Annotated in this window: 23 protein-coding genes and 1 tRNA gene; 16 read left to right on the top strand and 8 right to left on the bottom strand. The window is 55.4% G+C overall.

Annotated elements, in window-relative coordinates; genetic code table 11:
- Positions 1–67 precede the first annotated feature (67 nt).
- From L1S32_RS00485 to L1S32_RS00465, 5 genes are all read left to right on the top strand, one after another.
- On the top strand, positions 68–4,360 hold the full coding sequence (locus L1S32_RS00485; protein ID WP_278155426.1) for a NosD domain-containing protein: 4,293 nt from the start codon (positions 68–70) through the stop codon (positions 4,358–4,360).
- The gene (locus L1S32_RS00480; protein ID WP_278155425.1) at positions 4,357–6,390 is read left to right on the top strand and encodes a hypothetical protein; all 2,034 of its coding nucleotides are present in this window, start codon (positions 4,357–4,359) and stop codon (positions 6,388–6,390) included. The genes L1S32_RS00485 and L1S32_RS00480 overlap by 4 nt, the downstream gene beginning before the upstream one ends.
- Positions 6,387–7,619: a NosD domain-containing protein gene (locus L1S32_RS00475; protein WP_278155424.1), complete on the top strand. Its 1,233-nt coding sequence runs from the start codon at positions 6,387–6,389 to the stop codon at positions 7,617–7,619. The genes L1S32_RS00480 and L1S32_RS00475 overlap by 4 nt, the downstream gene beginning before the upstream one ends.
- A gap of 110 nt (positions 7,620–7,729) precedes the next feature.
- Positions 7,730–8,494: a protease inhibitor I42 family protein gene (locus L1S32_RS00470; protein ID WP_278155423.1), complete on the top strand. Its 765-nt coding sequence runs from the start codon at positions 7,730–7,732 to the stop codon at positions 8,492–8,494.
- Positions 8,495–8,678: 184 nt separating this feature from the next.
- The gene (locus tag L1S32_RS00465; protein WP_278155422.1) at positions 8,679–9,164 is read left to right on the top strand and encodes a GyrI-like domain-containing protein; all 486 of its coding nucleotides are present in this window, start codon (positions 8,679–8,681) and stop codon (positions 9,162–9,164) included.
- 236 nt (positions 9,165–9,400) lie between these two features.
- Here L1S32_RS00465 and L1S32_RS00460 read toward each other — a convergent pair.
- Positions 9,401–9,474: transfer RNA gene (locus L1S32_RS00460), tRNA-Val, on the bottom strand.
- Positions 9,475–9,773: 299 nt separating this feature from the next.
- Here L1S32_RS00460 and L1S32_RS00455 point away from each other — a divergent pair.
- Positions 9,774–10,052: a DUF1294 domain-containing protein gene (locus L1S32_RS00455; protein WP_278155421.1), complete on the top strand. Its 279-nt coding sequence runs from the start codon at positions 9,774–9,776 to the stop codon at positions 10,050–10,052.
- A 253-nt stretch (positions 10,053–10,305) separates the two neighbouring features.
- Here L1S32_RS00455 and L1S32_RS00450 read toward each other — a convergent pair whose 3' ends face one another.
- From L1S32_RS00450 to L1S32_RS00425, 6 genes are all read right to left on the bottom strand, one after another.
- The gene (locus tag L1S32_RS00450) at positions 10,306–10,500 is read right to left on the bottom strand and encodes a hypothetical protein (protein ID WP_278155420.1); all 195 of its coding nucleotides are present in this window, start codon (positions 10,498–10,500) and stop codon (positions 10,306–10,308) included.
- Positions 10,501–10,678: 178 nt separating this feature from the next.
- Positions 10,679–11,626, bottom strand: coding sequence for a methenyltetrahydromethanopterin cyclohydrolase (mch, locus tag L1S32_RS00445; protein WP_278155419.1), 948 nt, complete (start codon positions 11,624–11,626; stop codon positions 10,679–10,681).
- A 64-nt stretch (positions 11,627–11,690) separates the two neighbouring features.
- Positions 11,691–12,824: an ORC1-type DNA replication protein gene (locus L1S32_RS00440; RefSeq protein ID WP_278155418.1), complete on the bottom strand. Its 1,134-nt coding sequence runs from the start codon at positions 12,822–12,824 to the stop codon at positions 11,691–11,693.
- A 64-nt stretch (positions 12,825–12,888) separates the two neighbouring features.
- Positions 12,889–13,407 carry a hypothetical protein gene (locus L1S32_RS00435; RefSeq protein WP_278155417.1) on the bottom strand — a complete coding sequence of 173 codons (519 nt, stop codon included), beginning with the start codon at positions 13,405–13,407 and terminating at the stop codon, positions 12,889–12,891.
- A 258-nt stretch (positions 13,408–13,665) separates the two neighbouring features.
- Positions 13,666–14,826 carry a cofactor-independent phosphoglycerate mutase gene (locus tag L1S32_RS00430; RefSeq protein ID WP_278155416.1) on the bottom strand — a complete coding sequence of 387 codons (1,161 nt, stop codon included), beginning with the start codon at positions 14,824–14,826 and terminating at the stop codon, positions 13,666–13,668.
- 92 nt (positions 14,827–14,918) lie between these two features.
- Positions 14,919–15,869: an NAD-dependent epimerase/dehydratase family protein gene (locus tag L1S32_RS00425; RefSeq protein WP_278155415.1), complete on the bottom strand. Its 951-nt coding sequence runs from the start codon at positions 15,867–15,869 to the stop codon at positions 14,919–14,921.
- Positions 15,870–15,926: 57 nt separating this feature from the next.
- Between L1S32_RS00425 and L1S32_RS00420 the strand changes: the two genes are divergently transcribed.
- The 10 genes from L1S32_RS00420 (at position 15,927) to L1S32_RS00375 (ending at position 25,141) form a co-directional block, all read left to right on the top strand.
- A complete protein-coding gene (locus tag L1S32_RS00420) occupies positions 15,927–16,799 on the top strand; it encodes a DUF368 domain-containing protein (RefSeq protein ID WP_278155414.1) in 873 nt (290 codons plus the stop codon).
- A 177-nt stretch (positions 16,800–16,976) separates the two neighbouring features.
- A complete protein-coding gene (locus L1S32_RS00415) occupies positions 16,977–18,233 on the top strand; it encodes a uracil-xanthine permease family protein (protein ID WP_278155413.1) in 1,257 nt (418 codons plus the stop codon).
- Position 18,234: 1 nt separating this feature from the next.
- Positions 18,235–18,864 carry a uracil phosphoribosyltransferase gene (gene upp / locus L1S32_RS00410; protein ID WP_278155412.1) on the top strand — a complete coding sequence of 210 codons (630 nt, stop codon included), beginning with the start codon at positions 18,235–18,237 and terminating at the stop codon, positions 18,862–18,864.
- A gap of 142 nt (positions 18,865–19,006) precedes the next feature.
- A complete protein-coding gene (locus L1S32_RS00405) occupies positions 19,007–20,071 on the top strand; it encodes a PAS domain-containing protein (RefSeq protein WP_278155411.1) in 1,065 nt (354 codons plus the stop codon).
- Positions 20,072–20,077: 6 nt separating this feature from the next.
- Positions 20,078–20,626 (top strand): hypothetical protein, encoded by a 549-nt coding sequence (locus L1S32_RS00400; RefSeq protein WP_278155410.1) that lies wholly within the window; start codon positions 20,078–20,080, stop codon positions 20,624–20,626.
- Between the two features lie 182 nt (positions 20,627–20,808).
- The gene (locus L1S32_RS00395; RefSeq protein WP_278155409.1) at positions 20,809–21,684 is read left to right on the top strand and encodes a methanogenesis marker 12 protein; all 876 of its coding nucleotides are present in this window, start codon (positions 20,809–20,811) and stop codon (positions 21,682–21,684) included.
- Between the two features lie 599 nt (positions 21,685–22,283).
- Positions 22,284–22,826, top strand: a complete 543-nt coding sequence (locus L1S32_RS00390; protein ID WP_278155408.1) for a pyruvate ferredoxin oxidoreductase subunit gamma — start codon at positions 22,284–22,286, stop codon at positions 22,824–22,826.
- 1 nt (position 22,827) lies between these two features.
- Positions 22,828–23,085: a 4Fe-4S binding protein gene (locus tag L1S32_RS00385; protein WP_278155407.1), complete on the top strand. Its 258-nt coding sequence runs from the start codon at positions 22,828–22,830 to the stop codon at positions 23,083–23,085.
- Between the two features lies 1 nt (position 23,086).
- Complete coding sequence (locus L1S32_RS00380) at positions 23,087–24,247, top strand: transketolase C-terminal domain-containing protein (RefSeq protein WP_278155406.1); 1,161 nt, start codon at positions 23,087–23,089, stop codon at positions 24,245–24,247.
- A complete protein-coding gene (locus L1S32_RS00375) occupies positions 24,248–25,141 on the top strand; it encodes a thiamine pyrophosphate-dependent enzyme (RefSeq protein WP_278155405.1) in 894 nt (297 codons plus the stop codon). It begins immediately after the preceding gene.
- 56 nt (positions 25,142–25,197) lie between these two features.
- Here the strand turns inward: L1S32_RS00375 and L1S32_RS00370 are convergent, their stop codons facing one another.
- Positions 25,198–26,610 (bottom strand): DUF3821 domain-containing protein, encoded by a 1,413-nt coding sequence (locus L1S32_RS00370; RefSeq protein ID WP_278155404.1) that lies wholly within the window; start codon positions 26,608–26,610, stop codon positions 25,198–25,200.
- Positions 26,611–26,642: the final 32 nt, after the last annotated feature.

Here is a 26,642-nt window from a genome sequence, read left to right as displayed (position 1 = left end):
TGGGGACAGTGACTGCTGCACACCAGATTACTGCGATCAGGGGGTATTAGGTATTCATTATTTGATATTGGGGAAATGGAAGGCCATAGCAGTATTAGTAATAGTTCTGGCAGGCATTTCAGGCAGCTGGGCTGCAGAGATTACCGTTCCGGCAGACGGTGCCGCCATTTATGGCGTGGATTACTATGCACAGGCAGAAGGCATCATCACCGTCGATGATGACAACGCCGACATTCCGGTGCCGCCTGCAGACTTTGCAACCATCACCGATGCACTCGCCGCATCAACGGACGGAGACACCATTCTGGTGTATGCGGGCAGGTACAGCGGGTATCATGAAGTCACCAGCAGGGTCACCCTGGCAGGCATCGGATGGCCGGTGGTCACCGGGAATGCAAATGACCCCACCAACCAGATTGGCGATGTCTTTGCATTCCGTGCGGACGGCTGCACCCTCGAAGGGTTTGATATCCGTGACGCAGAGTGGAGAAATGTGACCATCTCTTCAGCACAGGATTCTGCCGGTGTCAGAATCGGGTATGCCACAGGGAGCATATCCTCGTGGAGTTTTGGTGATGCAGATAACACCATCATCCGCAACAACCGTATTGAGGACGGATGGTATGGTATCATTGCCACACAGGGGTCAGATAACAATCAGATCTACAACAATACCATCAACGCCACCCGCTACGGCGCGTGGTTCCTGTATGCACGAAACAACAATTTCACCGGCAATACCGTGACAAACACGGCATACAGTCCTCTCAAAAACACCTATCGCACCAGTTCTGTGGACAGTTATTCAACCAATAACCGGTTCACAAACAATCTCTTTGATACTGCCGACTGGACACCATGGGGGCCGGATGGCAGCTATGGACGTGAGATTCTCATTGAGGACACCAGCGGGAATGTTTTCACCAATAATACCCTCAAGAACCGGACATATATCCGGATTGCAGGTGAAGGAAACACGGTTTCGGAGAATGCCATCTCAGGCCCCTCGGAATACCATTTTGCCGGAATTGACATCAGTGAGGACGGAAATACGGTCCAAAACAATACCGTCAGCAACCATAAATACGGCATCCTGCTGAAAGGGAGTGCCGACAATCTCCTGATGGCAGGCAATACCATTGAAGACTGCACCTACGGGTTCGGATATGCAGGCGACCTGAATTATGCCACCAACAAGCCAAAACGATATAGCATCGATACCACCAACACCGTGGATGGAAAACCCATCCACTGGATCGTGGGGCAGACCGGCAGGACTTACAATTACTCCACGCTCACTCCCGCACCCGGATATCTGGCCCTCATCGGGTGCAGCAACTGTATGGCAGAGGACTTTTATCTGGAGAAGAATGCCCAGTCCCTCCTCATATACCGGTCTGACAACATCACCCTGAACAGTGTCTCCGCCCACGGGAATGGCTATCAGGGTATCCTCATCGGGGAATCTGCAGATATTATAATCGCAGATTCACACGCGGATTCAAACGGGCAGGATGCGGTGAGTAACAGCGGCTATGCCGGCATCTTTGCAACGGACACAAAAAGACTGCAGATAATCCGCTCCACGGCAACCGCCAATAATCCGACCGGGATATTCCTCCAGTACAGCTGTCCGGACGTCTCTGTTGAAGACTCCACAGTCACTAACAACGGCCACTCCACCGATGCGGGTGAATCATACGGGATACGGAACTCCGGGTCGGATAATGTTCGTCTGACGGTGACCGGCTGCACGATAGGCAATGATTTTACCTCCCGGCAGGGAATTGGAGTCGCAAACCACGGCCGGGATGCACTCATCTGTGACAACCGTTTCTTCAACCATTCGGTTATTCACGCACAGAACTGGGGCGCAGACACCCGCTGGAATGTGACACCCGCATCCGGCACGAATATCCTCGGCGGGCCATGGATTGCAGGGAACTTCTGGGACGACTATGCGGGGGCAGACACTACCGGTGACGGACTGGGCGATACACAGGTACCGTATACTACCGGCGGGGGAACACCCGGACAGGACTTCCACCCGCTGGTTGACACGTTCATCCCGGACACAGAGCCGCCGGTGATCATCATCCATGCACCAATCGGAGGAGGAACCTACCCGGCGGCCAGTGTGCCCCTCACCGTCTCCAGCCCGGACAGCGATGTAGCCGCATGGTGGTATGCGCTTGACGGCGGGGCAAACGTGACGTTTGTCCCGGACATCATCCTTCCGCCACTCAATAACGGCTCCCACAGCCTGCTCGTGGGGGCACGGGATGTCTCAGGCAATGAGAACAGTTCGGTTGTCACATTCACCGCAGAAGTGGACACCACTCCGCCACGCATATCTGTCATCTCGCCTGCGGAGAATGCCACCTATACCACCCATGACATCCCCCTCCAGGTCGTTTCACCCGACTCCGATCTCTTCGCCTGGTGGTATACCCTCGACGCCGGTGCAACAGTTTCATTCACCCCGAATACTACGCTCTCCTCCGTTGCAAACGGCACGCACCTGCTGCGTGTCTTTGCCGATGACATCACTGGCAATGTGAACAGCACCGCAGTGAACTTCAACGTGCTGGCCACCGGCCCGACTCCCACTCCTACCCCAACCCCTCCTACACCCACGCCTGCACCCACCACCGACGACGGAGGCGGTGACAGTATACCGGCAGATGCCTACCCCTTCCCGGTGGTGGAGGAACCGGCCTTTGGGATTACCATTCTTACACCGAAGCCCGTCCGGATGACCGAACGCTTCACCGAGGTCACCTACACCGCACCCCGGCCCCTTTCACGTGCATACTACCGGCTGGATGAACAGGAGATGGTGCTGGTGGCACCCGGTGCACCCATCCTCCTCGGCCGCCTGACGCTCGGCACCCATACCGTCACGGTGACCGGTGTCGATTTCTTTGGCCGCTATGGGGAAGGGAACCTGGTCTTCGAGACAATCCCCCTGGCACTGGGAGAGGCGGGCACCGTGGGCACCGCAGCGTACCCCGACGAGGCGGCATTCAGCTTCACCGGCCTGAAGGTGAATTATACCCTCACCTTTGAGGCGCAGACCGCTGCAGAAGAGACCACCGATGTCTTCATAAACCGCCGGCTGACCGGAACCGCAGGTGAGGATGCGGTGGTCGCCTCCTCCGCTTCACGAAACGGACAGGTGGCAGTTATTGCAAATCAGGGAACAGAGTGGCGGACATACACCGTGCCAGTGCCGTCTGAGATGGTGGTGCCGAATGCAGAGAATCTCATCTCCTTCATCCACCAGAACAACCCGTACCGGACCGAAGATTTTGCCGAGTGGCATGTCCGCAATGTAGTCCTTGCACCGTCCCTGCAGGCATCCGCACCCTCCATTGAGGTATTCACGCCAAATCAGGCCTGCGGACCGGATGAGGAGTTGATGGCATGGGTAAAAATAGCAGGCGTCGCGCCGGATGACCGGTATGAGGGCACCGTCTGCCTTATTGCACCGGACGGAACAGAGTTGCCGTTTCCGGGAGGGGCCGGTGAGGTGGCACCCCTTGCCGCAGACTATGTCACGAATAACCATCACGGACGTCTGCCGGGATCATTTGTCTTCACGGGAGGCATGGAGAACGGGACATACCTCTTAAGAGCAACCCTCACGCCTGAGGGGAACGAGCGGCTGGTATCGCTCTCATCCGTTCCGGTGTACTTCAGCACGACCCCTTCCGTGCATCTCTACCGGAACCGTGCAGACCTCTCGGACGGTATGATGCTTCGTGTCACCTCCGCGGTCACCAGAGGAGAGGGGGACAGGAACGCCTTACTGACTGTGCTCATCGAACCACCGGAAGGGCCCGTTCTCTACCTGCCGGCGGGAAGCGAAGAGTATGCCTCCACCCGGATAGAGCCCCTTTCCTCAGAGTACATGCTGCTCTTAGATGAACGCATAAACGATGCGTGGCAGGACGGCACCTATACCGTCCGTGCCCGTCTCACCGGTGAAGACGGCGTACTCCTCGCTGAAGACACTCTCACCCTCTCTGTGTCACGCGATGACGGGACCCTTCAGCTGGTATTCCCCCGTGATGCCAGAGCGAAAACGGTCTCCGGGAGCAGAATCAGGCTGACGGATACATCCACACGGGAGATCGTGCAGGACCAGAGTACCGGCGGGCCACATACCGGGGTCACCCTGACCGTGCCTGCAGGGACTTATCTCATCAGCGGTGACATCACCACGACTGACGGCAGCCTGTGGATCATCTCCGGCGGCTCCTCCAACCGGGCTGTTGTCCGTGCAGACGAAACAACGGTAACAGAACTCTCCCTCATGCCACCGATGACCGACATGGCCACGGAGGTGGGCATATGAACCTAAAGAGATGCCTGCTGGTATTCATTCTCCTCGCCGTACTCTCAACACCGGCTCTCGCTGATACCGACATGTGCTCCGCACCGACCGTCTATGTGCCGCAGACCGCCGAGGGAGACAGCATACCGGCAGAAACAGCAGCACTCCTGAACCTCCGGTTCACCCAGACCCTGCAGGGGGCAAACCCGGGCGTCCGCATCAGTTCAGCAGCAGAGATTGGTGAACTCCTCCGGGACGAACAGGAGAGAATGGCTGCCGGCACCGATAACGGAGATATCAGAGTCTCAATCGGACAGAAGGTCAATGCAGAGTATGTGGCTGCATTCTCTGTCGGGCAGGTGGGATCCCGCTATGTGGTCACCTCATCAATCGCTGACGCCGACCTCTTCATCGTAGTGGCGCGGGCAGCCGTCGAAGCCGCTTCAGCAGATGGACTGGACGGTGCGGTGTCACAAGCGGCAGCAGACCTCGGCGATCTTTCAGGCCGCATCCGGGCGCATGAAAAAACCCATCCGGTCCCTCCACGGGGCCCATCGCTCTCTGCTATCATCAGTCCCACATCGGTCACGTCGGAAGACATCCGCGAGACCACGACCATAACCGTAACCGTCACGAACTGCGCCGGGAAGCCGGTGCCGGACACCAGGGTCTATTTTGAGGCCACAACCGCGAGAGGGCAGGTAACAGGCGAAGGGAAATCCGAAGAGCCCGGCTGGTACGGATGGCAGTATGCCGTCACCGGCCCGGACGGGACGGCACGGGCCACCTATCGACTGGTTGCCTCGAAGGGTACAGGTGCCGGGAAGGACACCGTCACCATCGGAACGGACGGACGCGGCGGAATGGACGCAGCGGCCCGCGTGGATATCCCCATCACCGGCGTGATGCTTGAGGCACGCCCAACAAAACCGGAGATCCCGCCGGAGGGCCAGACCGACATCACCGTCACCCTCTTTGAACTGTCGCCGGACGGAGACCGCCGCCCGCTTGCTGACCGGACCCTCAATCTCGAGAAGTTCCGGCTCTCCGACGGGGTCCGTGTCATTGTGGCCGGAGAAACGGATACAAAGGGGAACCCGGTCACCGATGCAAACGGTGAGGTGCTCCTGAAGTTTATCGCCGGAACGAAGGAGGGCACGGAACAGATGCGCATCCTCTTTCAGGATGTTGGAAGGGGATATCCCGATGCGGTGGATGCATGGGTGGAGATTCGTGTGAAAAAGGATGAGTATGCAGGCACCGTGAACTGGAAAGAGTCCGGGCGGATGGCGTATGAATACTCGTTCCAGAGCATGCATGATTTCATCGCCTATGATTATTCATTCAGCCTTACCGGGCATACCATCAAGGAGAAGAGCACGGGAAAAGAACAGACCGATGCCTCATATACCTTCACGGATTCTTCCGACATCTTCTCCTCAGGCTATACTCCCTATGAGACCTCACCCACCGGTGACCACTACGACATCGTGCCGTTTGAGGAGGAGTGGCTGGTGGAATCGTCCATCCGGGGCCGGGTTAACGATTACCCGACCATCAACAGGGTGATGAACGAAAAGTTCTCATCATATGAGATTCCGGTCAGCCCCTATCCGGTCCTGCTGCCTGCAACGGGTGCCCATTCGTATGATGTTGCGGTGACATGGTTTGTCCACGGCACCCCCCACACCGGGACGGACAGCGGCACGATTCCCGCAGTGGGAACACTCGCAGTCGGGGGGGCAAGGCCGGTGACTGCCATCCGCATGAAGAGTCTGCCGAACCTCGATTCTGAGGACCCGGACAGATGGGTCCGTGACACGCTCATGCGGCAGGGGGACGGGATTAATGAAAAGATGTCTGCACTCAGCGATGCAAGGATCACCGGCCTGATGAAACAGACCGGGAAGAACGTCTATGAACGGTCATGGTCAACACGCGACGCCGGGTCATATCATGACACGCTCTTCACGTTCCTCGACTCTGATGCGATAATGGATCTGGAGCAGTCGTTTACGCGGGACGTTACCCTCAGGGTGGTGAAATTATGAACGGAAAAACGACAACGGCGGCCGCCATTCTTCTGCTCGCCTTCTTCGTGTTTGTATGCGCTCAGGCCCAGACCATCTCTGTCACGCCCTCAGGAGGAGACTATCCCGTCCTGCAGCAGGCACTGGATACCGCCTCACCGGGTGATGTGATTATGATTGCAGCAGGCACCTATCCGGGCGGGGTGATGGTCAATGTGCCGGTCACTCTCTCGGGCGAAGACGGCGCCATGGTAGGGACCAATGCTGACACGGTCGCTCTCTATGTGAATGCAGATGATGTTGTCATCCGTAATCTGGCCTGCACCGCATCGGGTGCCGGCATCATCGCAAACGAGACGGACGGGCTGCAGGCAGACAGATGCCGGGTCATCAGCGATGACACCGGCATCCTCCTTACGGGCTGCAGTAACTGTGCAATCACCAGCACCGAGGTCACGGCCAAAAGGACAGGCATCGAAACAACATTCTGCAATGCCACAACTATCTCCAAATCCCGTGTTTCAGCCGGCAGTGTTGGGATAGCCATGAAAGACTCCTCTGATGCCGCAGTGGAAGAAGTACGCATTCTTGGCGCTGAGATTGGAATTCTGATGGAGAATTCAGGCGGATGCAGACTGGATGCCGTCACCTTCGCAGGGATCGGCGACGCTGTCCTCGGAATTGGCATCACCGACTGCACCATCACCGGTTCCGTATTTACGGATGTCACCCAGTATGTCCAGTTCTATGCGGCGTCCGGATGCAGTATTGAAGCCCCTTCTCTGCAGGGACCTGCGTTTTTTGCGGCAGACATCTTCTCCGACACCGGGTACCGGTGGGGCCCGTATTCCGTTACCGGGCGGGACTTCGCTCTGCTGTATGATTCATATGAGACTCCTGAAGGCTACCTGCTCTTCGGGGACGCAATGAACATCACGTTCATCGCAGCAGCAGAATCACCGGAACCGCCTTCAGTCACCATCACTGCAGACCTTCCGGCGAACACGACCGGAATTGCAGAAAATACCTATGGACTGTACCGCACCGATGGCACCGCACCGGTACTGGTGGCAGTCCCGGAGGTATCAGACTCAGGGCCGGAGATACTGCGGATGAACGTAACAGAACCCGGACATATCGCCCTTATGGCCCGGGCAGAAGCGGAGGAGACACCGTATTATTACATCTTCCTCTGGGTGGTTGTCGCCCTCGGTGTTTTGCTGCTTCTGGTGCTGTGGCGAAGGCGCTGACGGCAGAAGGAATAACCCACACCATTTTCCAGATGAGGTGATGAGTGCAGGGGAGTTCGTAATTATCGCTTGGTTTATCAATCAGCCCGCCGATACTCCACTGAGCACCTATGAAAACAATATATGGAATACTGATGGCAGTCACCCTCGCAGGCATTCTCTGTGCGGCAGGGTGCACCACAACTGAAACAGCAGGGGGAGATACACCGACACCTGTTGCAGTGCAGGATAAAATCGTCTCGGTTGCGCAGGACAACAACGGCGACATCATCCCGGTGGACATGCACACCGAGATCCGGATAAGACTCCCGGAGAACCCGACAACCGGCTACTCCTGGAATGTGACCGGTGCTGACGGCCTTGCCATTACGGGCGACACCTTTGTCCCGCCCGAAAAACAGATCCCCGGTGCAGGCGGCACACATGTCTGGACGCTTGAGCCGAAAGTCACCGGCATTGTGACATTCAGCGCCGTATACGTCCGCCCGTGGGAAGGCATCCAGCCGGATGACGAGACCTACACCATCACCTTCTACGTGGCTCCTGAGGGGACGTCTGTGATGGATGTTATCAGCGCAAATAACGGCACCACCATCTCCGTGTCAAAGGGCGATGCCGTCCTTGTGGCACTGGATGAGAACCCGACGACCGGATACCAGTGGACAGCTGCAGTCTCAGGCACCGCAGAGATTGCCCTTGAATCGTTTATTCCTCCCTATTCGGAAACACCCATTGTCGGTGCGGGCGGCGTGCACAAGTGGCTTGTGACCTTCACCGGCGAACCGTCCGGCACCTTTGACGCGGGATACGCCCGTCCGTGGGAAGAGACGGTGGAAGATGCAGAGTCGTTCACCGTCACCTTTGCCGGGGTTTGACACCTTCCGGCATCTTCTTTTTCGCATACCAATTCCAAAAAGATGAGAAATTACGGCAGTGGCACATCTCACACCCCTCCGGATTCAGTCTGATTTGCAGCCAGTGCAAAAAACCCATCCACAGTTTCAGCCCGCCGGGCCAACTCATAAATAGAGAATCCTGCCAATCTTCGCACGAACACTCATGACAGATTTTACCATCGCCGAGATTGCACCGCAGATGGTCATCGGCATGCGCCGCCAGGGATTTTATCAGGAACAGATTCCGGCGATGATTATGGAGCTCTTTCTCTACGTAGAGGAAAAGGGGATTGAGATTGCCGGCATGCCAATCTTTGTCTGCCACGAAACATCCCCGGAAGAAGCGATGCGGGCAGCAGAGGAGGGGAACGCCGACATTGAAGTCGCACTGCCGGTGGCGGCACCGGTTGCCATCACGGATGACGGCCCGGCGGACCTGACCTGCTATGAACTCCCAGGAGGACCGATGCTCAGGGCAACCCACAGGGGCCCGTATGAGACGTCGGAAACGACCTATTACGAGATCTTCGCGTGGCTCGAACAACAGGGAAAGCAGATCACCGGCCCGATTCGCGAGGTATACCTGAATGACCCGGCTGAGGTGGCAGCGGAGGATATTCTGACGGAGATTTATGTGCCGGTGGGATGAAGGGGTGAAAGAGAACTCCGGGTAACGTTTAAGGATGGGACAGACAGCCTGATTCATGAATGTTCAGAAATATTTTTTTCCTTCATTTGATTGGTATTTCTGAACATAATCACGTTTGTCGAAGTCATGATCAGGGATAAGAATCTGGCACAGGTATTTTTGTGAAAAAATGAACCGGATATCTGTTAAATACTTTCACAAAAAGGATGAACAGAGTATATATATCAAAAAACGAATGGGCCTGCCCGGATTCGAACCGGGGATCTTCGCCGTGTAAAGGCGATGTCATAACCAGCTAGACCACAAGCCCTGCATGCACCTTGTGCCTTAACTTCATTTTTTTCAAAGATATTAAGCCTTGCGGATTCTTCAGACAGGGATGGCTCTCATACGCCAGGATGCCCTTTCTTCCCCCTAACCCGCCCGGTGTTTCCTCACCTCACGGCACCTCCTGTCCCCCCTCCACTCTGCTGCCCCTTGTTCTGCGGTTTTCGTTCTGTGGTCTTTATAAGAGACCCCGTCATACATCTATCAAAAGGGAAACGGCGGATTTGTGCCCGCTTCGGGCCGTTTCCATCACCGTTCCCCCGGCAGGATAAAGGACCCCCCATGGATACCCTCATCATCGCCGCGGCATGCTATGTCGTGGTAAATATCATCGCATTTCTGGTCTACGGGCGTGACAAGCGGCAGGCAGAAAACGGTGCATGGCGCACCCCGGAAAAGACACTCATCATCGCGGCATTCCTCGGGCCCTTCGGGGCATATGCAGGCATGCAGAAATTCCGGCACAAGACACAGAAGCTGAAGTTTAAGCTGGTCCCGTTCTTTCTCGTTCTCCACTGCGGTGCAATCATCTGGTTCGGCATCATCCTTTTCTCCGTGTGAACGGCAGGAAGAGCCGCAGAGACACCTGCCCGCACCCGCCGGAGAAGGCAGAAAGGAAGGCACAGAGACACACCCTTTTTTGTTTCCCGTCACATCCCCCGTTTCTGGGCTCCCTCCGGTCACCAGCCTCAGATACCCGCACATCGTCCTCCCGCATAGACGGGCAGAAGAAACCCCTCCTGTGACCCGTCGCACCTGATTAAGGGGCAGTAAGAGAGAAGGGGGTCTTCCCACTTGTTAAAAAGTGATGACGTTAAAATCCCCAGAGGGACCAGACCAGAGAGGCACTCACCATCATGACAATAAAAAGAGCCGCCACGATCTTGTACCAGCAGGACGTGCAGACGCCGAGAGGGCCCATGCAGTCATCGCAGCAGCTCGTTTTGCAGGCGGCACAGGAAGCGGTTGCCGGGACATCGGGGTGCTTTTTGCAGTGCGTATGTGTCATACGTCCTGAATTGGATTAAATAGCAAAAAAGATACCGAAATCCTTTTTTTTAACTCTTTTTTCTGTCTTAAATTGTCCCGTTGAGAAACGGATTCACAAGACCATCACCTGCACCGGACGGTCACCTGAGCTGTTCACCTGCATGCAGAAAGAAGCGGAACCCGAAAAAAGGAGATATTTAGAGGTAGCCGAAGGACTGGAGGGTCACTTCGGGGTTCACTGCACCGCAGCGGTAGACCTTTCCTTCGGAGATCTCATTGATGGTCACTTCAGCAGGTGCAAAGAGGCCCTGATCAATCTTGAAGAAGTCGAAGTTTGCCTCCTTGAACGTGTCGTAGAACGGCTTGCCGTAGGAAGAGGAGGTGCTGGACGGAATCTTGTCGACATAGTCTGCGATGTCGGCACCATCGATGGTCAGGTTGATCTGGCCGTAGTAGATGGTGGCGTCATTGGTGCATCCCATTGCCTTGGTGGAGTCTGCCTTTACCGGAGCGATTGGCGCTGAACCGCATGCACAGATGACCTTCTTCGGGTCATAGTGGAGCTGCTCGAGGCGGTAGATAGCGGTCTCGACACAGCGGCCGGCGACCTGGATGGAGCCGACAACGGATGCAGTCGGTGCAACCACTGCACAGACGTTTGCAACATCGACATTGCATGCGTCTGCAATCTTCTGCATCACTGCCTCGTTGGGGAGGGTGTCGGACTCAAGGCAGATGACTGCGTAGTCACAGTCGTCTTCGTACTCAATGAGCTCGTAGCACTCCTTCGGGTTGAGGGAGAGGGCACGGGCCGGGCCGCTGCCCATGGCGAAGTACTTCTCGTGGGTGATTCTCCAGCCTGCTTCCTGTGCACCCAGGCATGCCAGTGCCGGGAAGTCGGTGTTGACCTCTATGAAGGGCATCGGGACGTGGTTAATCTGACCCATCCGGAATGAGACCTCTGCAAGGCCGCCCATGCAGATCTCGGTGAAGCGTTTTCCTGCTGCATAGCCGCCTTTTGCCTGAACACCACAGTCAACGATGCGTGCTCCGTTGTCGAGCTGGTGGAAGACCGCGTTGAAATCTTCCGGATATTCTGCAAGCTCCTCAAAGAGCTCAAGTGCAAGTTCATTAATGCTGATCATGAGAGTAAACTCCTAACGCATTAATTGTTTAAACAAAATAGATAAGTATTGTTAATTGGTGGAGTCAGCAGCTATCGATCTCTTCAATGACCCGTTCCGGATCATACCTGAGCGTTATCAGGCGGGTCCTGCCCCGCCCCTCACGGTAGTGCAGATTGACGAGCCGCATTGAGTCTAATTTTGTGACCATCTCATAGAACCGGGTATAGCCCAGTTTCATCGAAGAGGCCTTCACCGCCTCGTGCACCGTTCCTGCGGCCATCTCCTTCTTTTCGCGTGAGCATTCGGCAATCACGCGCAGAAGCGCACGCTCCTCCGGGCGGAGGGCACGGATGGTCGCCGTAAGATGCAGATACTTTGATACCTCATAAGCGCGGCAGACATCATCCCGCTCCACACTCCGGCGGGCATCCCTCTCTGCATTAAGTCCGGCCCGCTTCAGGAGGTCGATACCCACCCGGAGATCCCCGCCTTTCAGCGTCTGCTCGGTGATGAGGTCCAGCATCGCCTCACTGATGACCCCCGGATAGAATCCCTGCTTCACCCGCTGGCGGAGAATCTCTTTGATCTCGTCCTCGTCATAGGGCGGGAAGTAGATGTCCGTCGGCTGAAACACCGACGCCACCCGTGCATCCACCGTCTTCATCAGATCAACCGACATATCGGAGATCACGGTAATAACCCCGATTTTTGTGCCGGGACAGGACTCATGAGCCCGCAGGAGGGTGTAGAGCACCTTGTTGATCTCGTTTTCATACATCAGGTAGTTCGCATCGTCAAGGCAGACCAGAAGAACCGTCTCATCCTTTACCAGCAGGCGGCAGACCGCATCAAAGACCTGTTTAAACGACGTCCCCGAACCCGGGGGGAGGTGCCCGGAGAGGCGCCGGAAGATCTGGGAGAATATCGCAAATTTGGTATTGTCTATCTGGCAGTTGATATGCACCGGCACTATCTTTCGGGTGTGCTCCTCAATCTCGGTGAAGAGTTTCCGGATACTGGTTGTCTTCCCGGTGCCCGGCAGACCACGGCAAATGGTATTCAGCGGCCGCCCGCCGCGGAGACCAGGCTGTATCTGGAACGCAAGCTCCTGCTCCTGTGTGTCACGAAAATCGAACTGCCCGGGGACAAAGTCAAACTCAAATACCTCCATGTCCTGAAAGATTGACTCGTCCCACATCAGCAGGTTCTTCTTCATACCAGAGAATCTCACGGCGGGATATATAAGAATAGGTGTTTGTTCCGTTCACCCCTGTGCATCGTCAGTGCTGCGCCTTCTGGAGAGCCTCCAGACAGGGCCTGCAGAGAGGGCGGTCCACAAAGAGGCGGCCCAGTTTATTTTCCTGTCTGGAGATGGGAGCCCCGCAGTCTGCACAGAACAGTCCGGTTTCAGCCATTGCCGGAACAGTCGCTGCAGCGGCCGCCGGTGCACAGATGCCGGATGTGCTCTCCCCTCCGGCAGGTGTATCAGGCTGCACCGGCACCCCCGTGTCTGCCCCCGGTTCCGCAGGTTCTGCAGCTCCTTTCGGTTCCGGCCCGGACAGGGCCGCATCCTCCGCCGCATCCCCTCTTCCGGGCAGGACACGGAACCGGTAGTTTGCAATCTGCTTCTCGGTTTCCGGATCATTTTTCCCGAATCCGGCAAGGACGTCATCAAGATAGCGGGCCAGATTTGCTGCATCCTCAGGCGTATCGACATCTCCTTCCACCGCCACACGGAGATTTTCGTACCGCTCAAGGTTCACCGTCACGCCAATTGTCAGTCGTTTTCCCGCTGTCATACTGCTGTCAGATATAAGATATGTCTGCCCTCGGTAGTTATCTCTTCCCCGCGGAGGGCGCGAGTATTTATCACCTGATGAAAAGAAGTAGTAGTGCAAACGGCAGGGGTGCCCTGTCGGGCAGATGATGACAGTTACCCCCACTGACGCAAGAATGATGATGCTGGGGTCTGATGCCCGATTATAAGGCACCCGCCGCATTCTGTATGCTATTTTCCCCACAATGCATGTTCAGACATACCGGTCCGTCATGCCGCATTATTCGCGTTTCGCCGTCAGCATCGGAATAAAGTCAAGCGCGTCCATCAGCCCGAATGAACCCTTTTCCGCCGCTTCTTCCGAATAGGAGTCCACATTATCCGTGCCAAGCCCCATCACCGCAAATGGCACGGGATCGCTCGTATGCGTCTTCAGGGCAAGCGGCGTCGGGTGGTCCGGCAAAAGGGCGATGACCCCGTCCACATGCGCAAGGATATAGCCCACCGCCTCGTCCAGCCGTTCAATGGCACGCACCTTCTCTTCTGCGCTTCCGAGATGGCCAGCCTCATCAGGCGCCTCCACATGCATATACACAAGGTCTGCTGTTTCCAGCGCCGCAACCGCATACCGTGCCTTCGCCATGTAATCCGTATCAAGATACCCGGTTGCACCGGGGACGGTAATGATATCCATGCCTGCACACCGGGCGATGCCATTCAACAGGTCCACCGCCGAGATCATCGCACCGCGGACACCATACCGCTCTTCAAACGACGGGAGCTGCGGCTTCTTCCCTCCGGACCACGGCCAGATACGGGTTGCAGGCGCCTTGCCATCTGCAATGCGCTTTTGGTTCACCGGGTGGTCTGCAAAGACCTCCCTGCTCACCCGGACACATTCGGCAAGCAGGGGGGCATCTGCGCCTTTCGGCAGATACTCTGCAATCTCCTCGTCCACAATGTCATGCGGCGGGGTCGTCTCTGCACCCGCCCCGCCGGGCACCACCAGCAGGTTGCGGTATGAGACGCCAGGGTAGAGCGACACGTCCGGCAGTGCGGCATCAAGGGATGCCAGTAAAGCGGCACCCTCCTCCGATGAGATGTGGCCCGCCGAGAAATCACGCATCACCCCGTCCGTCACTGTCACCAGATTGCAGCGGTAGGCAATCTCGTCAGGACCCAGATCAATCCCCATCGAGACTGCCTCAAGGGGCCCTCTGCCGGTATAGTACAGTGCCGGATCATATCCCAGGACAGAGAGATTTGCGATATCACTGCCCGGTTCAAACCCGTCTTTTACTGTCTTCAGCATCCCGGAACGCCCCTCGCGGGCAATCCGGTCCATATTGGGGATATTAGCGTATGCAAGCGGGGTCTTGCTGCCCAGTGCCTCACAGGGCCAGTCAGCCATCCCGTCGCCAAGGATAATCAGGTATTTCATCTCGGAATTCCTCTGGTATGCCACTCGTATTCTGATATTCTTCGGATATTCTTCCGGTGCTTACTGAACAAAAATTCTCTGTCACCGCAGGCTCAGGGGGTGGACGATGTCATCTCCTGCAGCAGGGCACGGACAGCGGTGCGCACGGACTCTGCAGATGTCACGGGAGGCACCCAGCCGAGCGCCTTCATCTTTTCCACACCCAGCTGCATCTTCGGCACATCGCCCACCCAGCCGCGGTCGCCACCGGTAAAGCGGTAGGTGACATCGGCAAGACCCATCTCCTCCACGATGATATCGGCAATATCGGTGACACTGATCCAGTCCTCGGACCCGACATTATAGAAGTTGAAGGTATCATCCGAGTGATCGGCCGCATACAGGATACCCCCGATACAGGCGCTGACTTCAAGGTATGACTTGGTCTGCTTCCCGTCCCCGAGGATCTCAAGTTCAAGAGGATTATCCCTGAGCTTGTGCATAAAGTCCCAGATGACCCCGTGGTTGCTGCGTTCGCCGATGATGTTTGCGAACCGGAAGACCCACGCCTTCATGCCGTATGTGGCTGCATAGGCGGAGATCATCGCCTCGTCAGCCAGTTTGGTGGCGGCATAGATGGATATGGGAACCATCGGTGCATAGTCTTCCGGTGTCGGGATGACCGATGCCTCGCCATAGACGGTCGACGTTGAGGTGAAGACCAGCTCCGGCACCTCATACAACCGCATCGCCTCCAGAACCCGCATCGTAGCCTCGGTATTCTGCCGGTATACCTCGTATGCCGCCCCTGCGCTTGCCCGCACATCAGGATCTGCTGCGACATGGTACACCCGCTGTGCTCCTGCAAACGCATCCTGCCAGCCGTCTTCAAGGAGGTCGTCTGTCAGAAGCAACAGGGAGTCTGCTGCAATATGTCCGGAAAGATGGTCAGCTGTCCCGGTTGAAAGATTGTCGATGACAATGACCTCGTCCCCCCGGGCGACCAGTGCATCTGCCAGATGGGAGCCGATAAACCCGGCACCGCCGGTGATGATCGATTTCATAGCTGACGAACTATCGTCTGCTATACCATTAAAAACTCTCTTTTCACATAGAATAGTGTGACTCCTGACCCTATAAGCCGTGAATATATCTTCATATTTCTCAAAGGAATGGTGATGGGTGCTGCAGACATCATCCCCGGCGTCTCCGGCGGGACGATGGCACTGATCACCGGCATCTACGAACGGCTCGTCAATGCCATCGGCAATATCCATATCCATACCCTGCAGCACCTCATCCGGGGAGACAAAAAAGCATTTCTGGACGGCGTGCGAGCTGTTGATCCGCTCTTTATGGGCTCACTCGTCGCAGGCATCGGGGTGGCGGCCCTCATCATGTCCCGGATCATTCTCTTCCTTCTGAACGGATACGCTGTTGAGACCTATGCACTCTTCTTTGGAATCATCCTTGCATCCTCGGTGCTCATATTTGCAGAGGTCAGCCGTCGGGGAGCAGACATCATCGTATTTCTCATCGCCGGATTTGCCGTAGGATTTGTCATCGCAGGGCTAAACCCCACATCCCTCGGCCACTCCCTCCCCGTGCTCTTCATTACCGGTGCCATCGCTCTCTGCGCGATGATCCTCCCCGGCATATCGGGTGCATACATCACCCTCCTCTTCAACCAGTATGAGTATCTCCTGAATGCCGTCCACACCCTCGCCCTTCCGGAGCTCATCACCTATATGACCGGCGGGATCATCGGGCTGCTCGCCTTCTCCCGGACACTGCAGTATCTCCTGCGCACACATCACGCGGTAATGCTTGCGTTTCTCACCGGTCTTATGCTTGGGTCCACCCGGATGCTTGCAGGCATCATCATGCAGGAAGGGGGATTCGGGATATCCGCCATCCTCTTCACCGTTGCAGGGATAGCGCTTATCGGACTGATGGAGTATGCAAAACGGCGGATGGCAGCCTCTCTCCATTAACTGAGACGGATGGGGGTTAAAATACCCCGGCACATCTCATCTCACCCGTATAAATGGATTAAATAGCTGTTCCCCGACATAACAGGCAGGCATCAACAGATTATCTATAATATCATTAGCATCCACTTTTTTACGACATCATGCCTCAATGATGATTGACTTTCAGGGATTGAAAGAATGAATATTGGAATTGGTGAATTTGGAATCAAGGAGGTCTTTGGCGGCCTCCAGATTATTTTTGTGGCATTCGGCTCACTCGTGCTGGTGCCCCTTTTAACCGGGCTTGACCCCGGTGTTGCGCTCTTCACGGCTGGTGTGGGAACCCTCATCTTTCAGGTGATTACCCGGTTTAAAGTGCCGATATTTCTGGCATCGTCCTTTGCGTTTATTCCGGCAATCACGTTTGGAATCGCAACATGGGGTATCCCCTCGACGCTCTGCGGTCTTGCCTGTGCAGGTCTTTTTTATGTCCTTCTCAGTCTGTGTGTGCGCTACTTCGGTGTGGGAGTCATCACCCGGGTATTCCCGCCGATTGTGGTAGGTCCTGTTATCGCTGTCATCGGTCTCTCCCTTGCACCGGTCGCAGTCTCCATGGCGCTCGGCATGGCCGGCGACACACAGGTAATCCCTGTGGAGACAGCACTCATCATCGCCGGCATATCACTCGTGACAACGATGGTCATCTTCCTCTTTGCAAAAGGATGGCTCAAACTCATCCCGATTCTCTGCGGTATTGCTGTCGGATATATTGCATCGATTGCCCTCGGTGTGGTCAACTTCGCACCCCTCTCCACTGCCGCATGGGTGGCGGCACCGAACTTTGTCTTCCCCGAGTGGAACCTCGCAGCAGTCCTCTTCATCATCCCGGTCGCCATTGCACCGGCAATTGAGCACTTTGGCGACATCCTCACCATCAGCTCGGTAACCGGCAAAGACTACCTGAAAGACCCGGGTGTCCACCGCACTCTCTTAGGAGACGGTGTTGCAACGTTTTTTGCATCCATGGTGGGCGGCCCCCCCAACACAACCTACTCTGAAGTGACAGGCGCTGTCAAACTGACCGGCCACTTCAACCCGCTGGTGATGACCTTCGGTGCAGTCTTTGCAATATGCTTTGCATTCATCGGCAAGATCGGTGCATTCCTCAGCACCATCCCCGGACCGGTGATGGGCGGCGTCCTGATTCTCCTCTTCGGCCTGATTGCAAGCCTGGGTATCGAACAGATGGTGAAAAATCAGGTTGACCTCACCGTCCCGAAGAACCTCGCCATCCTTGCTGTGGTGCTCGTCTCCGGTATCGGCGGGCTGTTCATTCCAATCGGTGATTTCCAGCTTGCAGGCATCGGCCTTGCAGCAATCATCGGTGTGGCGTTAAACCTCATCATCCCTGAACCAAAGAAGGGAGAGGAGCCGGTTGTCGAGGTGGACTTCTGATATGGCGGTCTATCCGGTCACCCACCCCTTAATCCGCCACAAGGTGACGATGCTCCGTGACCCGGCAACGAACTCCAAGGATTTCCGGGAGATCGTCACCGAGCTCTCCACATTCCTTGCTTATGAGGCAACAAAGGACCTCCCCCTGACAACGACCACCATGACCGGCTGGCAGGGCACTCCGATCGATGTCCAGACGGTGGAGGAAAAAGACCCCTCCATTGTCCCTATCTTCCGTGCGGGCATCGGGATGCAGGAGGGTTTTTTGACCGTCATTCCAACAGCACGCATCAGCTACATCGGCTACTACCGCGATGAGGCAACCCTGCAGCCAAAGAAGTATTATGCGAAGCTTGCTGAGGACGTGCAGGACCGGCGCAATTACATCCTTGACCCGATGCTTGCAACCGGCGGCACCACTGCCGCGGTATGCACACTGCTCAGGGAGGCAGGCGTGAAGGACATAAAGGTGCTCTGCATTCTCGCGGCGCCGGAGGGTATCTGCCGGATGCAGGAGGAGCACCCGGATGTCGACATCATTCCTGCGGTGATTGACAGCCACCTGAACGAACAGGGCTACATCATCCCCGGTCTTGGCGATGCGGGCGACCGCCTCTTCGGCACGAAATAATCAGAACGGATTACCAAAATCCTCTTTTTTTCAGACCGTGATACGAACACTCCATACCGCTCGCCTTTCTTCGCTATATGTGCCGATTTCAGTAAGATAAGTATATATTGAGTCCCTGCTTTTTTTCCATGAGGGCACACTGATGCACAACCACAATCACCATTCAAATGAGAATCGGGCACAATTTGCATTTGAAAACGCATCAATAACCGCCGGATTTTATGAAACCCTGCTGATGAATGCCAATGTATGGATTGCATTTCTTGACCCAAAGGGCTGCGTCATTGTCTGGAATAAAGCGGCTGAAGATATAAGCGGATATACAGAGAGTGAAGTCAGGGGAAGCAGAGAAGTCTGGAAGAAACTGTATCCGGACCCGCCATACCGGGAAGTGGTTACCCAAAAAATTGATGATGCCATTCAAAACCGGCAGAATCTGGAGAATTTTGAGACCGTCATCCATACAAAAGGGGGGAAGCAGAAGGAGATCTCATGGAATACCAGAGAGATCCTTGCAGAAGACGGTGAAATTACCGGATATATTACCATCGGGCGGGATATCACCGAAGTGGTCTCACTGGGGAAGAAATTCAGGACGCTTTTAATGAACGCAAACGTCTGGATTGCGTTTCTTGATGCGGAAACCCGCGTTGAAGTCTGGAACAGCGCTGCAGAGGAGATTAGCGGATTCACGGCAGAGGAGGTCACCGGCAGCAATGATATCTGGAAAAAGCTCTACCCTGACCCTGAATACCGGAAAGACGTGACAACGAAGATCATCGACATCATCTCCCGCACAAAAGATCTTGAGAATTTTGAGAGCAGAATACATACCAAAGACGGGCACGAAAAGATAATATCATGGAATACCCGTGAGCTGGACAGCGATGAAGGAAAGACGCTCGGGTTTATCCTTATTGGACGCGACATCACCAAAGAGAAAAAACTGCATGCCGAGATTATTGAGTATATCGGCGAATCTGCGATGAGGCTGAAAAATCCCGTCGAAGTTATAAAGAACAATATGGATGAAATAATCACTCGGCTGGAGAACGATGAGTGTACAACGGATGACCTGATCCTGCAGATCAAAATTCAGACAAAAAATGCAGAAAAGATTATTGAAAACCTCTATGAACTGAACAAAGCGGTAAGTCTTGCTTTTGAAGATATGCCTCCCGAACTAAAGAGATATTTATCGGAGTAAGCGAGCATGGATTTGTCTTTTGATGAGAGCAGTGAGGCGGCAATTTATCTTGTACTTTCAGAACCACGGAATCTCAGGAAGAAAAATATTGAGATTATAAAGGAGATTACCGCAAAAGGGTTTACAACAATTGTCATCACCACAAACGACCCCTACAATGTGCTTCGAAAAGATTACGTAAAGGGCGGCATCAACCTCGACAATGTCCATTTCATCGACGCCATTACCAAATATGCGATAGGAAAAGAGTCCGAAGGCGCGGTGAACTGTACATTTGTCAACAATCCCTCAAATCTGACCGATATGGGGATAGCGGTCACCGAGCTGCTGAAAACCATTAATGGAAATAAGGTCTGGGTTCTTCTGGATTCCGTCAACAGTATGCTCATCTACATCTCGTCTGCAAACCTGACTAAATTCATCCACTTTATAACCAGTAAATTGAAGATACTGGACATATCGGGAGTTTTTCTCGCAGTGGAAAAAGGCATCGAGCCATCCACTCTGATGCAGCTTGAGAGTTTTGTGGACGGGGTTGTCGAAAGTGAGGGATGACAAAGAAGAATCTGATTCTTTGTCCATTTACCCTTTATTAATACAATCAACAGAGAGAATTACCTCTTTTGCATACCGCAGGGGATTGGGGTCCTAAGGAAATATGCCTCACTTTCGGACATTGCCCTGCACCAAGTAATAAACCGTATAATACCGTCTGCCGATACTAATACAGGTTAAATATGTATATTGGCATCGACCACGGCACAACAGCACTGCGGTTTGCATCGGATACTGCAGAATTCAGGATACCCCGTGAGAAGGCAACCGGGTTCACAACTGCGGCACTGGAACAGATCTGCCCGGTTGAGGAGATTGAGGGTATTGCCGTCTGTTACTCAATGGGAGATGCAATCACCGCCATCACCGACATCAGGAAGGTTAAAAACCGCGGCATCATCACCCGTGAAGGAGCCGGGAAACACACCGGCGGCGGGACCCGTGTCTATGACGAGATTGCAAAATCCGGCATTCCCGCAGTGGTCATTCCCGGCATCCACCGCGGGTCACCCACCGACCCCCGGTTCAAGGCATACTCTCACCAGACAAGCCCTGAGAAGCTCGGCATCGCCTACGCGGTGCAGCAGGCGCTGGGCGACACCTTCATTGTTTCAGATGTAGGCTCCAACACCGTGAGCCTGCTTGTCACCGAAGGGGCCATCGCCGGTGCCTTTGATGCCTGTGTCTTTGCGCCGGGCACCACTCACGGCGCCCTTGATGTGGATGCGATACGCCGGATTGACCGGGGAGAGGAGACGGCAAACGAGGCATTCCTCCACGCAGGCGTCCACCACACCACTCCCGATGACCTGCAGGAGGCAACCCTCGCCCTCTGGGCGGCAATGGAGTGCGCCTCTCTGCGCCTGCTTGCCCCCGACGCACCGGTGGCCCTTGCCGGATCACAGGCACCCGCCATCGCAGCGGAGGTATCCCGCCTCATCAGAACGCCGGTGACCATCTTCGACGACTGGGTGGCGGCCCGCGGCTGTGCACGGATTGCACGGGATGTGTTTGAAGGTGGGGTGAAGTCGGTGCTGGGGCTTGGGGTTGTGCGGTGAATGGGGGAGGCGTCACCCTCATTCAAATATTTCTGCACGATTATACATACAATTCCTGAGCCACACATTCCGAGAGCCTTTTATCCGGAATAGTGCTCTCATCCTGCATCATGCTCCGGGAAGACCCTGAACGAACAAAATGCATGCAGGGGAGCATAAAGCAGGTTGCCAGAGTCACAGGGACCATTTAGATGCAGCCAGATGCAGCTGAATCCGCAACCGGGCAGCAAGGATGCCGCGCTAAAGGTCTCCGCAAAAACGAACAGCACTCTTCTTCACAGAGCCATCCGGATTACCAAAACCACGCCGGAGTCCCCCTGCACCGGAATGCCCTGAAGACACTGCTCTGACGGAGGTTCCGGTTATTCCTGTCCACTTCTGCAAAAAAACAGACCGCATCACACCCACACCACACCACGAACCACCCACAAAACCATCACCCGCCACCCCCTCAATTCTCGCGTGTTTCCCCACGCCATTCATCCTTTTTCGACAAATAAAGCAGAATCGGCAGTTAATTTTCGTCTGGAGGGGAGACCCGGCATGCCCCTGCCAAAAATTCTTATCTATTAATCATGTAAGATTATATGGGGATATTTTTGAGAGAACTACGCATTCATGGAAGAGGAGGGCAGGGGTCTGTGACCGCAGCAGAGCTCATAGCAACCGCTGCCTTCAAAAGTGGCGTCTATTCACAGGCGTTCCCCGCATTTGGTGTCGAACGGCGAGGGGCACCGGTGCAGGCATTCGTCCGTTTCAGTGACGAGAAGATCCGCCTTCGCAGCCAGATATATGAACCCGACTACATTGTCGTGCAGGATAGTTCGCTCATTGCCGATGTCGACGTCTTCAGTGGACTGAAAAAAGGCGGCATTGCGCTTGTCAATACCGAGAAAGATACCGTCGCGGGTGTCCCCGACGGGGTCAGACTCATTGCTATCGACGCAACATCCCTTGCCCTTGAGATCCTCGGGCTGCCGATCACAAACACCACCCTCATGGGTGCATTTGCCGCGGCTACCGGTGAAATCGGGCTGGAAGCACTGGAGGAGGCACTTTCCGAACGCTTCTCCGGCTCCCTTGCTGAGAAGAATATCGCAGCAGCACGCCGCGCCTATGAACTCGTAAAGGAGGGACAGTAATATGGCACTTCGTATCGGATGCGCTGCTGCACCCGGCAGGGCACAGGATAACAAAACCGGATCATGGCGGGTTTACATGCCGGTCGTGGATATGGAGAAATGCATCCTCTGCGGCACCTGCATACTGCTCTGCCCGGAAACGGCAGTCAGTGATAATGATGGCCAGATCCTCTTTGACCTTGACTTCTGCAAGGGCTGCGGCGTATGCGCCAAGGAATGCCCTGCAGATGCGATTAGCATGATTCAGGAGGAAAAATAAGATGTTACAGATAATGGAAGGGTCTCACGCCGTTGCAGAGGCAGCCAAGCTCTGCCGGCCGGAGGTCGTCTCAGCTTACCCAATCACCCCCCAGACCCATATCGTTGAACGTCTGGCAGATTTTGTCGCAGACGGGGACCTTGACGCAGAATATATCTGTGTGGAATCAGAACTCTCCGCACTCTCCGTCTGCCTCGGATCATCCGCCGCAGGCTCCCGAGTCTACTCGGCCACCTCATCGCAGGGCCTCATGCTCATGGCAGAAGTGGTCTTCAATGTGGCAGGCATGCGCCAGCCGATCATCATGTCGATTGCAAACCGTGCACTCGGCGCACCGCTCTCCATCTGGAACGACCAGCAGGACTCCATCTCCCTCAGAGATGCCGGATGGTTCCACCTCTACGGAGAAGATGTGCAGGAGATGACGGACCAGCACTTCATTGCATACAAGGCAGCAGAACAGCATGATGTCCTGCTCCCCGGATTTGTCTGCTTTGACGGGTTCATCCTCTCGCACACCTACGAACCGGTGGACATCCCGACACAGGAGGAAATAGACGCATTCCTCCCGCCCTATGTGCCCTACAACAAACTCGATGCAAAAGCACCGCTCTCTATGGGCATGTACGCCACCCCTGACTACTACATGGAGTTCAGGTATGAGACGGATGCAGCCCTGCAGCGTGCCGGTGACGCCATCAGCAAAGCCGGTAAAGAATTCGGCGAGATGTTCGGCCGCGACTACTCCACCCACACCGAGAGTTACCGCATGGACGACGCTGATGTCGCATTCGTTGCGCTCGGCTCCATCTGCGGCACGGTAAAAGACGCCATCGACGAGATGCGTGCAGACGGCATCAAGGCAGGCCTTGTCAAGATTCGGACCTACCGCCCGTTCCCGGCAAAAGAGCTTGCACAGGCGCTCGCAGGAGTCTCGAAAGTTGCAGTCCTTGAGAAGAACATTTCCCTCGGCTCTGCCATGAAAGGAGCTGTGGGCCCTGAAGTGAAGGACGCACTGACCGGCACCGGCATTGACGTATACAGCTATGTCACCGGTCTCGGAGGCAGGGATATCCGCAAAAAGGACATCCGTGCCATTGCTGCCCTTGCAGAGAAAGGGGAAGGAAATATGTTCTATGGTCTGAGAACGGAGGTGCTCTAAATGGTCGACAAGTCACTGGAACTCTTTGACTGCGGCCACCGAGCCTGTGGAGGATGCGGCCCTGCGATGCTTGCACGGCTCATCCTGAAAGGCGCCGGGGAAGACACCATCATTGTCGCATCCACCGGGTGCATGGAGGTGTTCTCCACGCCGTATCCCGAGACCGCATGGAAGGTTCCGTGGATCCACTCGCTCTTCGAGAACGCAGCAGCAGTCGCATCCGGCGTCGAGGCTTCCCTGAAGCACAACAACCGGACAGAGAAGGTCGTCTGCATCTGTGGTGACGGCGCCACCTTTGACATCGGTATGCTCTGCATCTCCGGTGCCTTCGAGCGTGGGCACGACATCACCTACATCTGCTACGACAACGAGGCCTACATGAACACTGGTATCCAGCGATCCGGTGCCACCCCGTATGACGCAAGCACCACGACATCGCCTGCAGGCAGGATGTCAATGGGTAACTCCCGGCCCAAGAAAGATCTCCCCCAGATTCTCAACGCCCACGGCGCATCCTATGTCGCAACAGCATCGGTTGCATACCCGATGGACGTCATGAAGAAAGTCGAAAAAGCAGTCAACACGCCCGGTGCATGCTACATCCAGGTCCATGCACCGTGCAGCACAGGATGGGGTTTTGATGGTGCTAAGACCATTGAAATCGGCAAACAGGCCATCGAGTGTGGCCTCTGGGTCAACTACGAGATGGAAAACGGCGAGCTGAAAAAGGCAAAGAAAGTGCGCCGTGTCCCGGTTGACGACTATCTGAAGGCACAGAAGCGGTTCCGCCACCTCTTTAAGCCACAGCCGGTTCCCGAAGAGATTGCAAAGATTCAGGCAATCGCTGATGCAAACGCCGAAAAATACAACATCGATATCGAACTGAATGAATAACCCACCTTCGGTGGACATTCGCCACTTTTTTTAATCCCGGAAAAAGGAGGATTGGATTATCTCTTCTTCAGAAGAGCGCATGCTCCCAGTCCTGCCAGAATCCCCAGGAACCCGGAAGGTGTCTGTGTGGGCGTGGGCGATGCCGTCGGTTCTGCTGTTGCCGTCGGCTCCGGCAGGATGGTCGGTTCAGCGGTTGGAGTGGCTGTTGAGGGCATTCCTGACGGATAGGTCATCATATAATACCCGGTCTTTGTGATCGCTGCCTTCAGGTAGCCGTCATTACTGTCTGTCTCTGCGGAAACCGCATACCATCTGCCTGCGGATTCACTCCACCACCATAGATTGTGGGAGAGGGAGTTATCACCGATGAGAATGCCCAGGTCAGCAGACGGAAAGAGCGATGACCCCTCCGGGCTGATGCGGTAGGTGGATAGCGGATTCTGCCCCTCAGGGAGCGGGCCGACATTCTGCGGGTCGCCCACCATGATCATGGAAAGGGACATGAGCGCCTGCGCCTTGTCGTTTAAGGCCCGTGTCCCTTCCGCTATCGAGACATATGCCATCTTCTCCCCATCATACAGGATGGTATCTGTCTGCACAATGCCACCGGTGGTGGTATCAAGCGTGACTGTCCCGGTGCCGGTGATCAGAGTCGGAATTTCCGGAGTGGGCGCTGTCCCGACAGAATCCGTTGCCGTCGCAAGCAGGGTAAAGGTATCGCCCTCTATCCTTCCCACCACATTTTTCAGCCCGTTCACATCGGCATAGGCATAGTAGGTATACTCTCCGGCATCATACGCAGAATTGCCGGTGTCCCAGACGCAGGTAGCACCGGGCTGCACCGGCACATAGGCATAGGCAGTCTGCGGATGCTGTTCGGTGATAGATACTGCACGGGGGACGGCTGCATCGTCATAGAGCGCCGAATACGTGAACCCCCCCGGAGCCTCCACATAGATATCAATGCCGGGATCAACGGCACTGACACCCGGACGGTTGAAGATTGGATACAGGTTCGTCTCCATCCTGAACCCGAGTTTCACGCCCCGGATGGTCTTATACCCGGTGCCGTCCTCGCCCCCGCCGGAGGTGTAGACCCAGAGCTTTACCCTTGCTTCCGGCTGGTCCACCAGAAACGCCACATGAGGCGTTGCCTGTGCCACCCCGTTCGGATATGAGTACCACGCACCGGTGCGGCTGCCAAACTGCACGGGTGTCACATCAAACGGTGAAGGAGTCACAGTCACGGTAATCTCCGGCACACTCGTAACGGAAACATCCGTCCCGGACGGATACCATGCCACCTGGGTATCATTGGCTGCCAAAACGCCCGGCTGCAGGACAAGGCCCTCTTCACCGACAAAAACAGTCGACCCCTGGGTGACATCAGCCACCGATGCACCAGCCGGCATCGCACAGACACCGACAAGGCCGATAAAACACGCAAAAAGAATCAGTTGTATTCGCAATCATTTCACCTCATATATCTGGCAGATATTAC

The organism is Methanogenium sp. S4BF (genome assembly GCF_029633965.1).
GTDB lineage: Archaea > Halobacteriota > Methanomicrobia > Methanomicrobiales > Methanomicrobiaceae > Methanogenium.
This window is presented reverse-complemented; position numbering and strand designations above follow the sequence as displayed.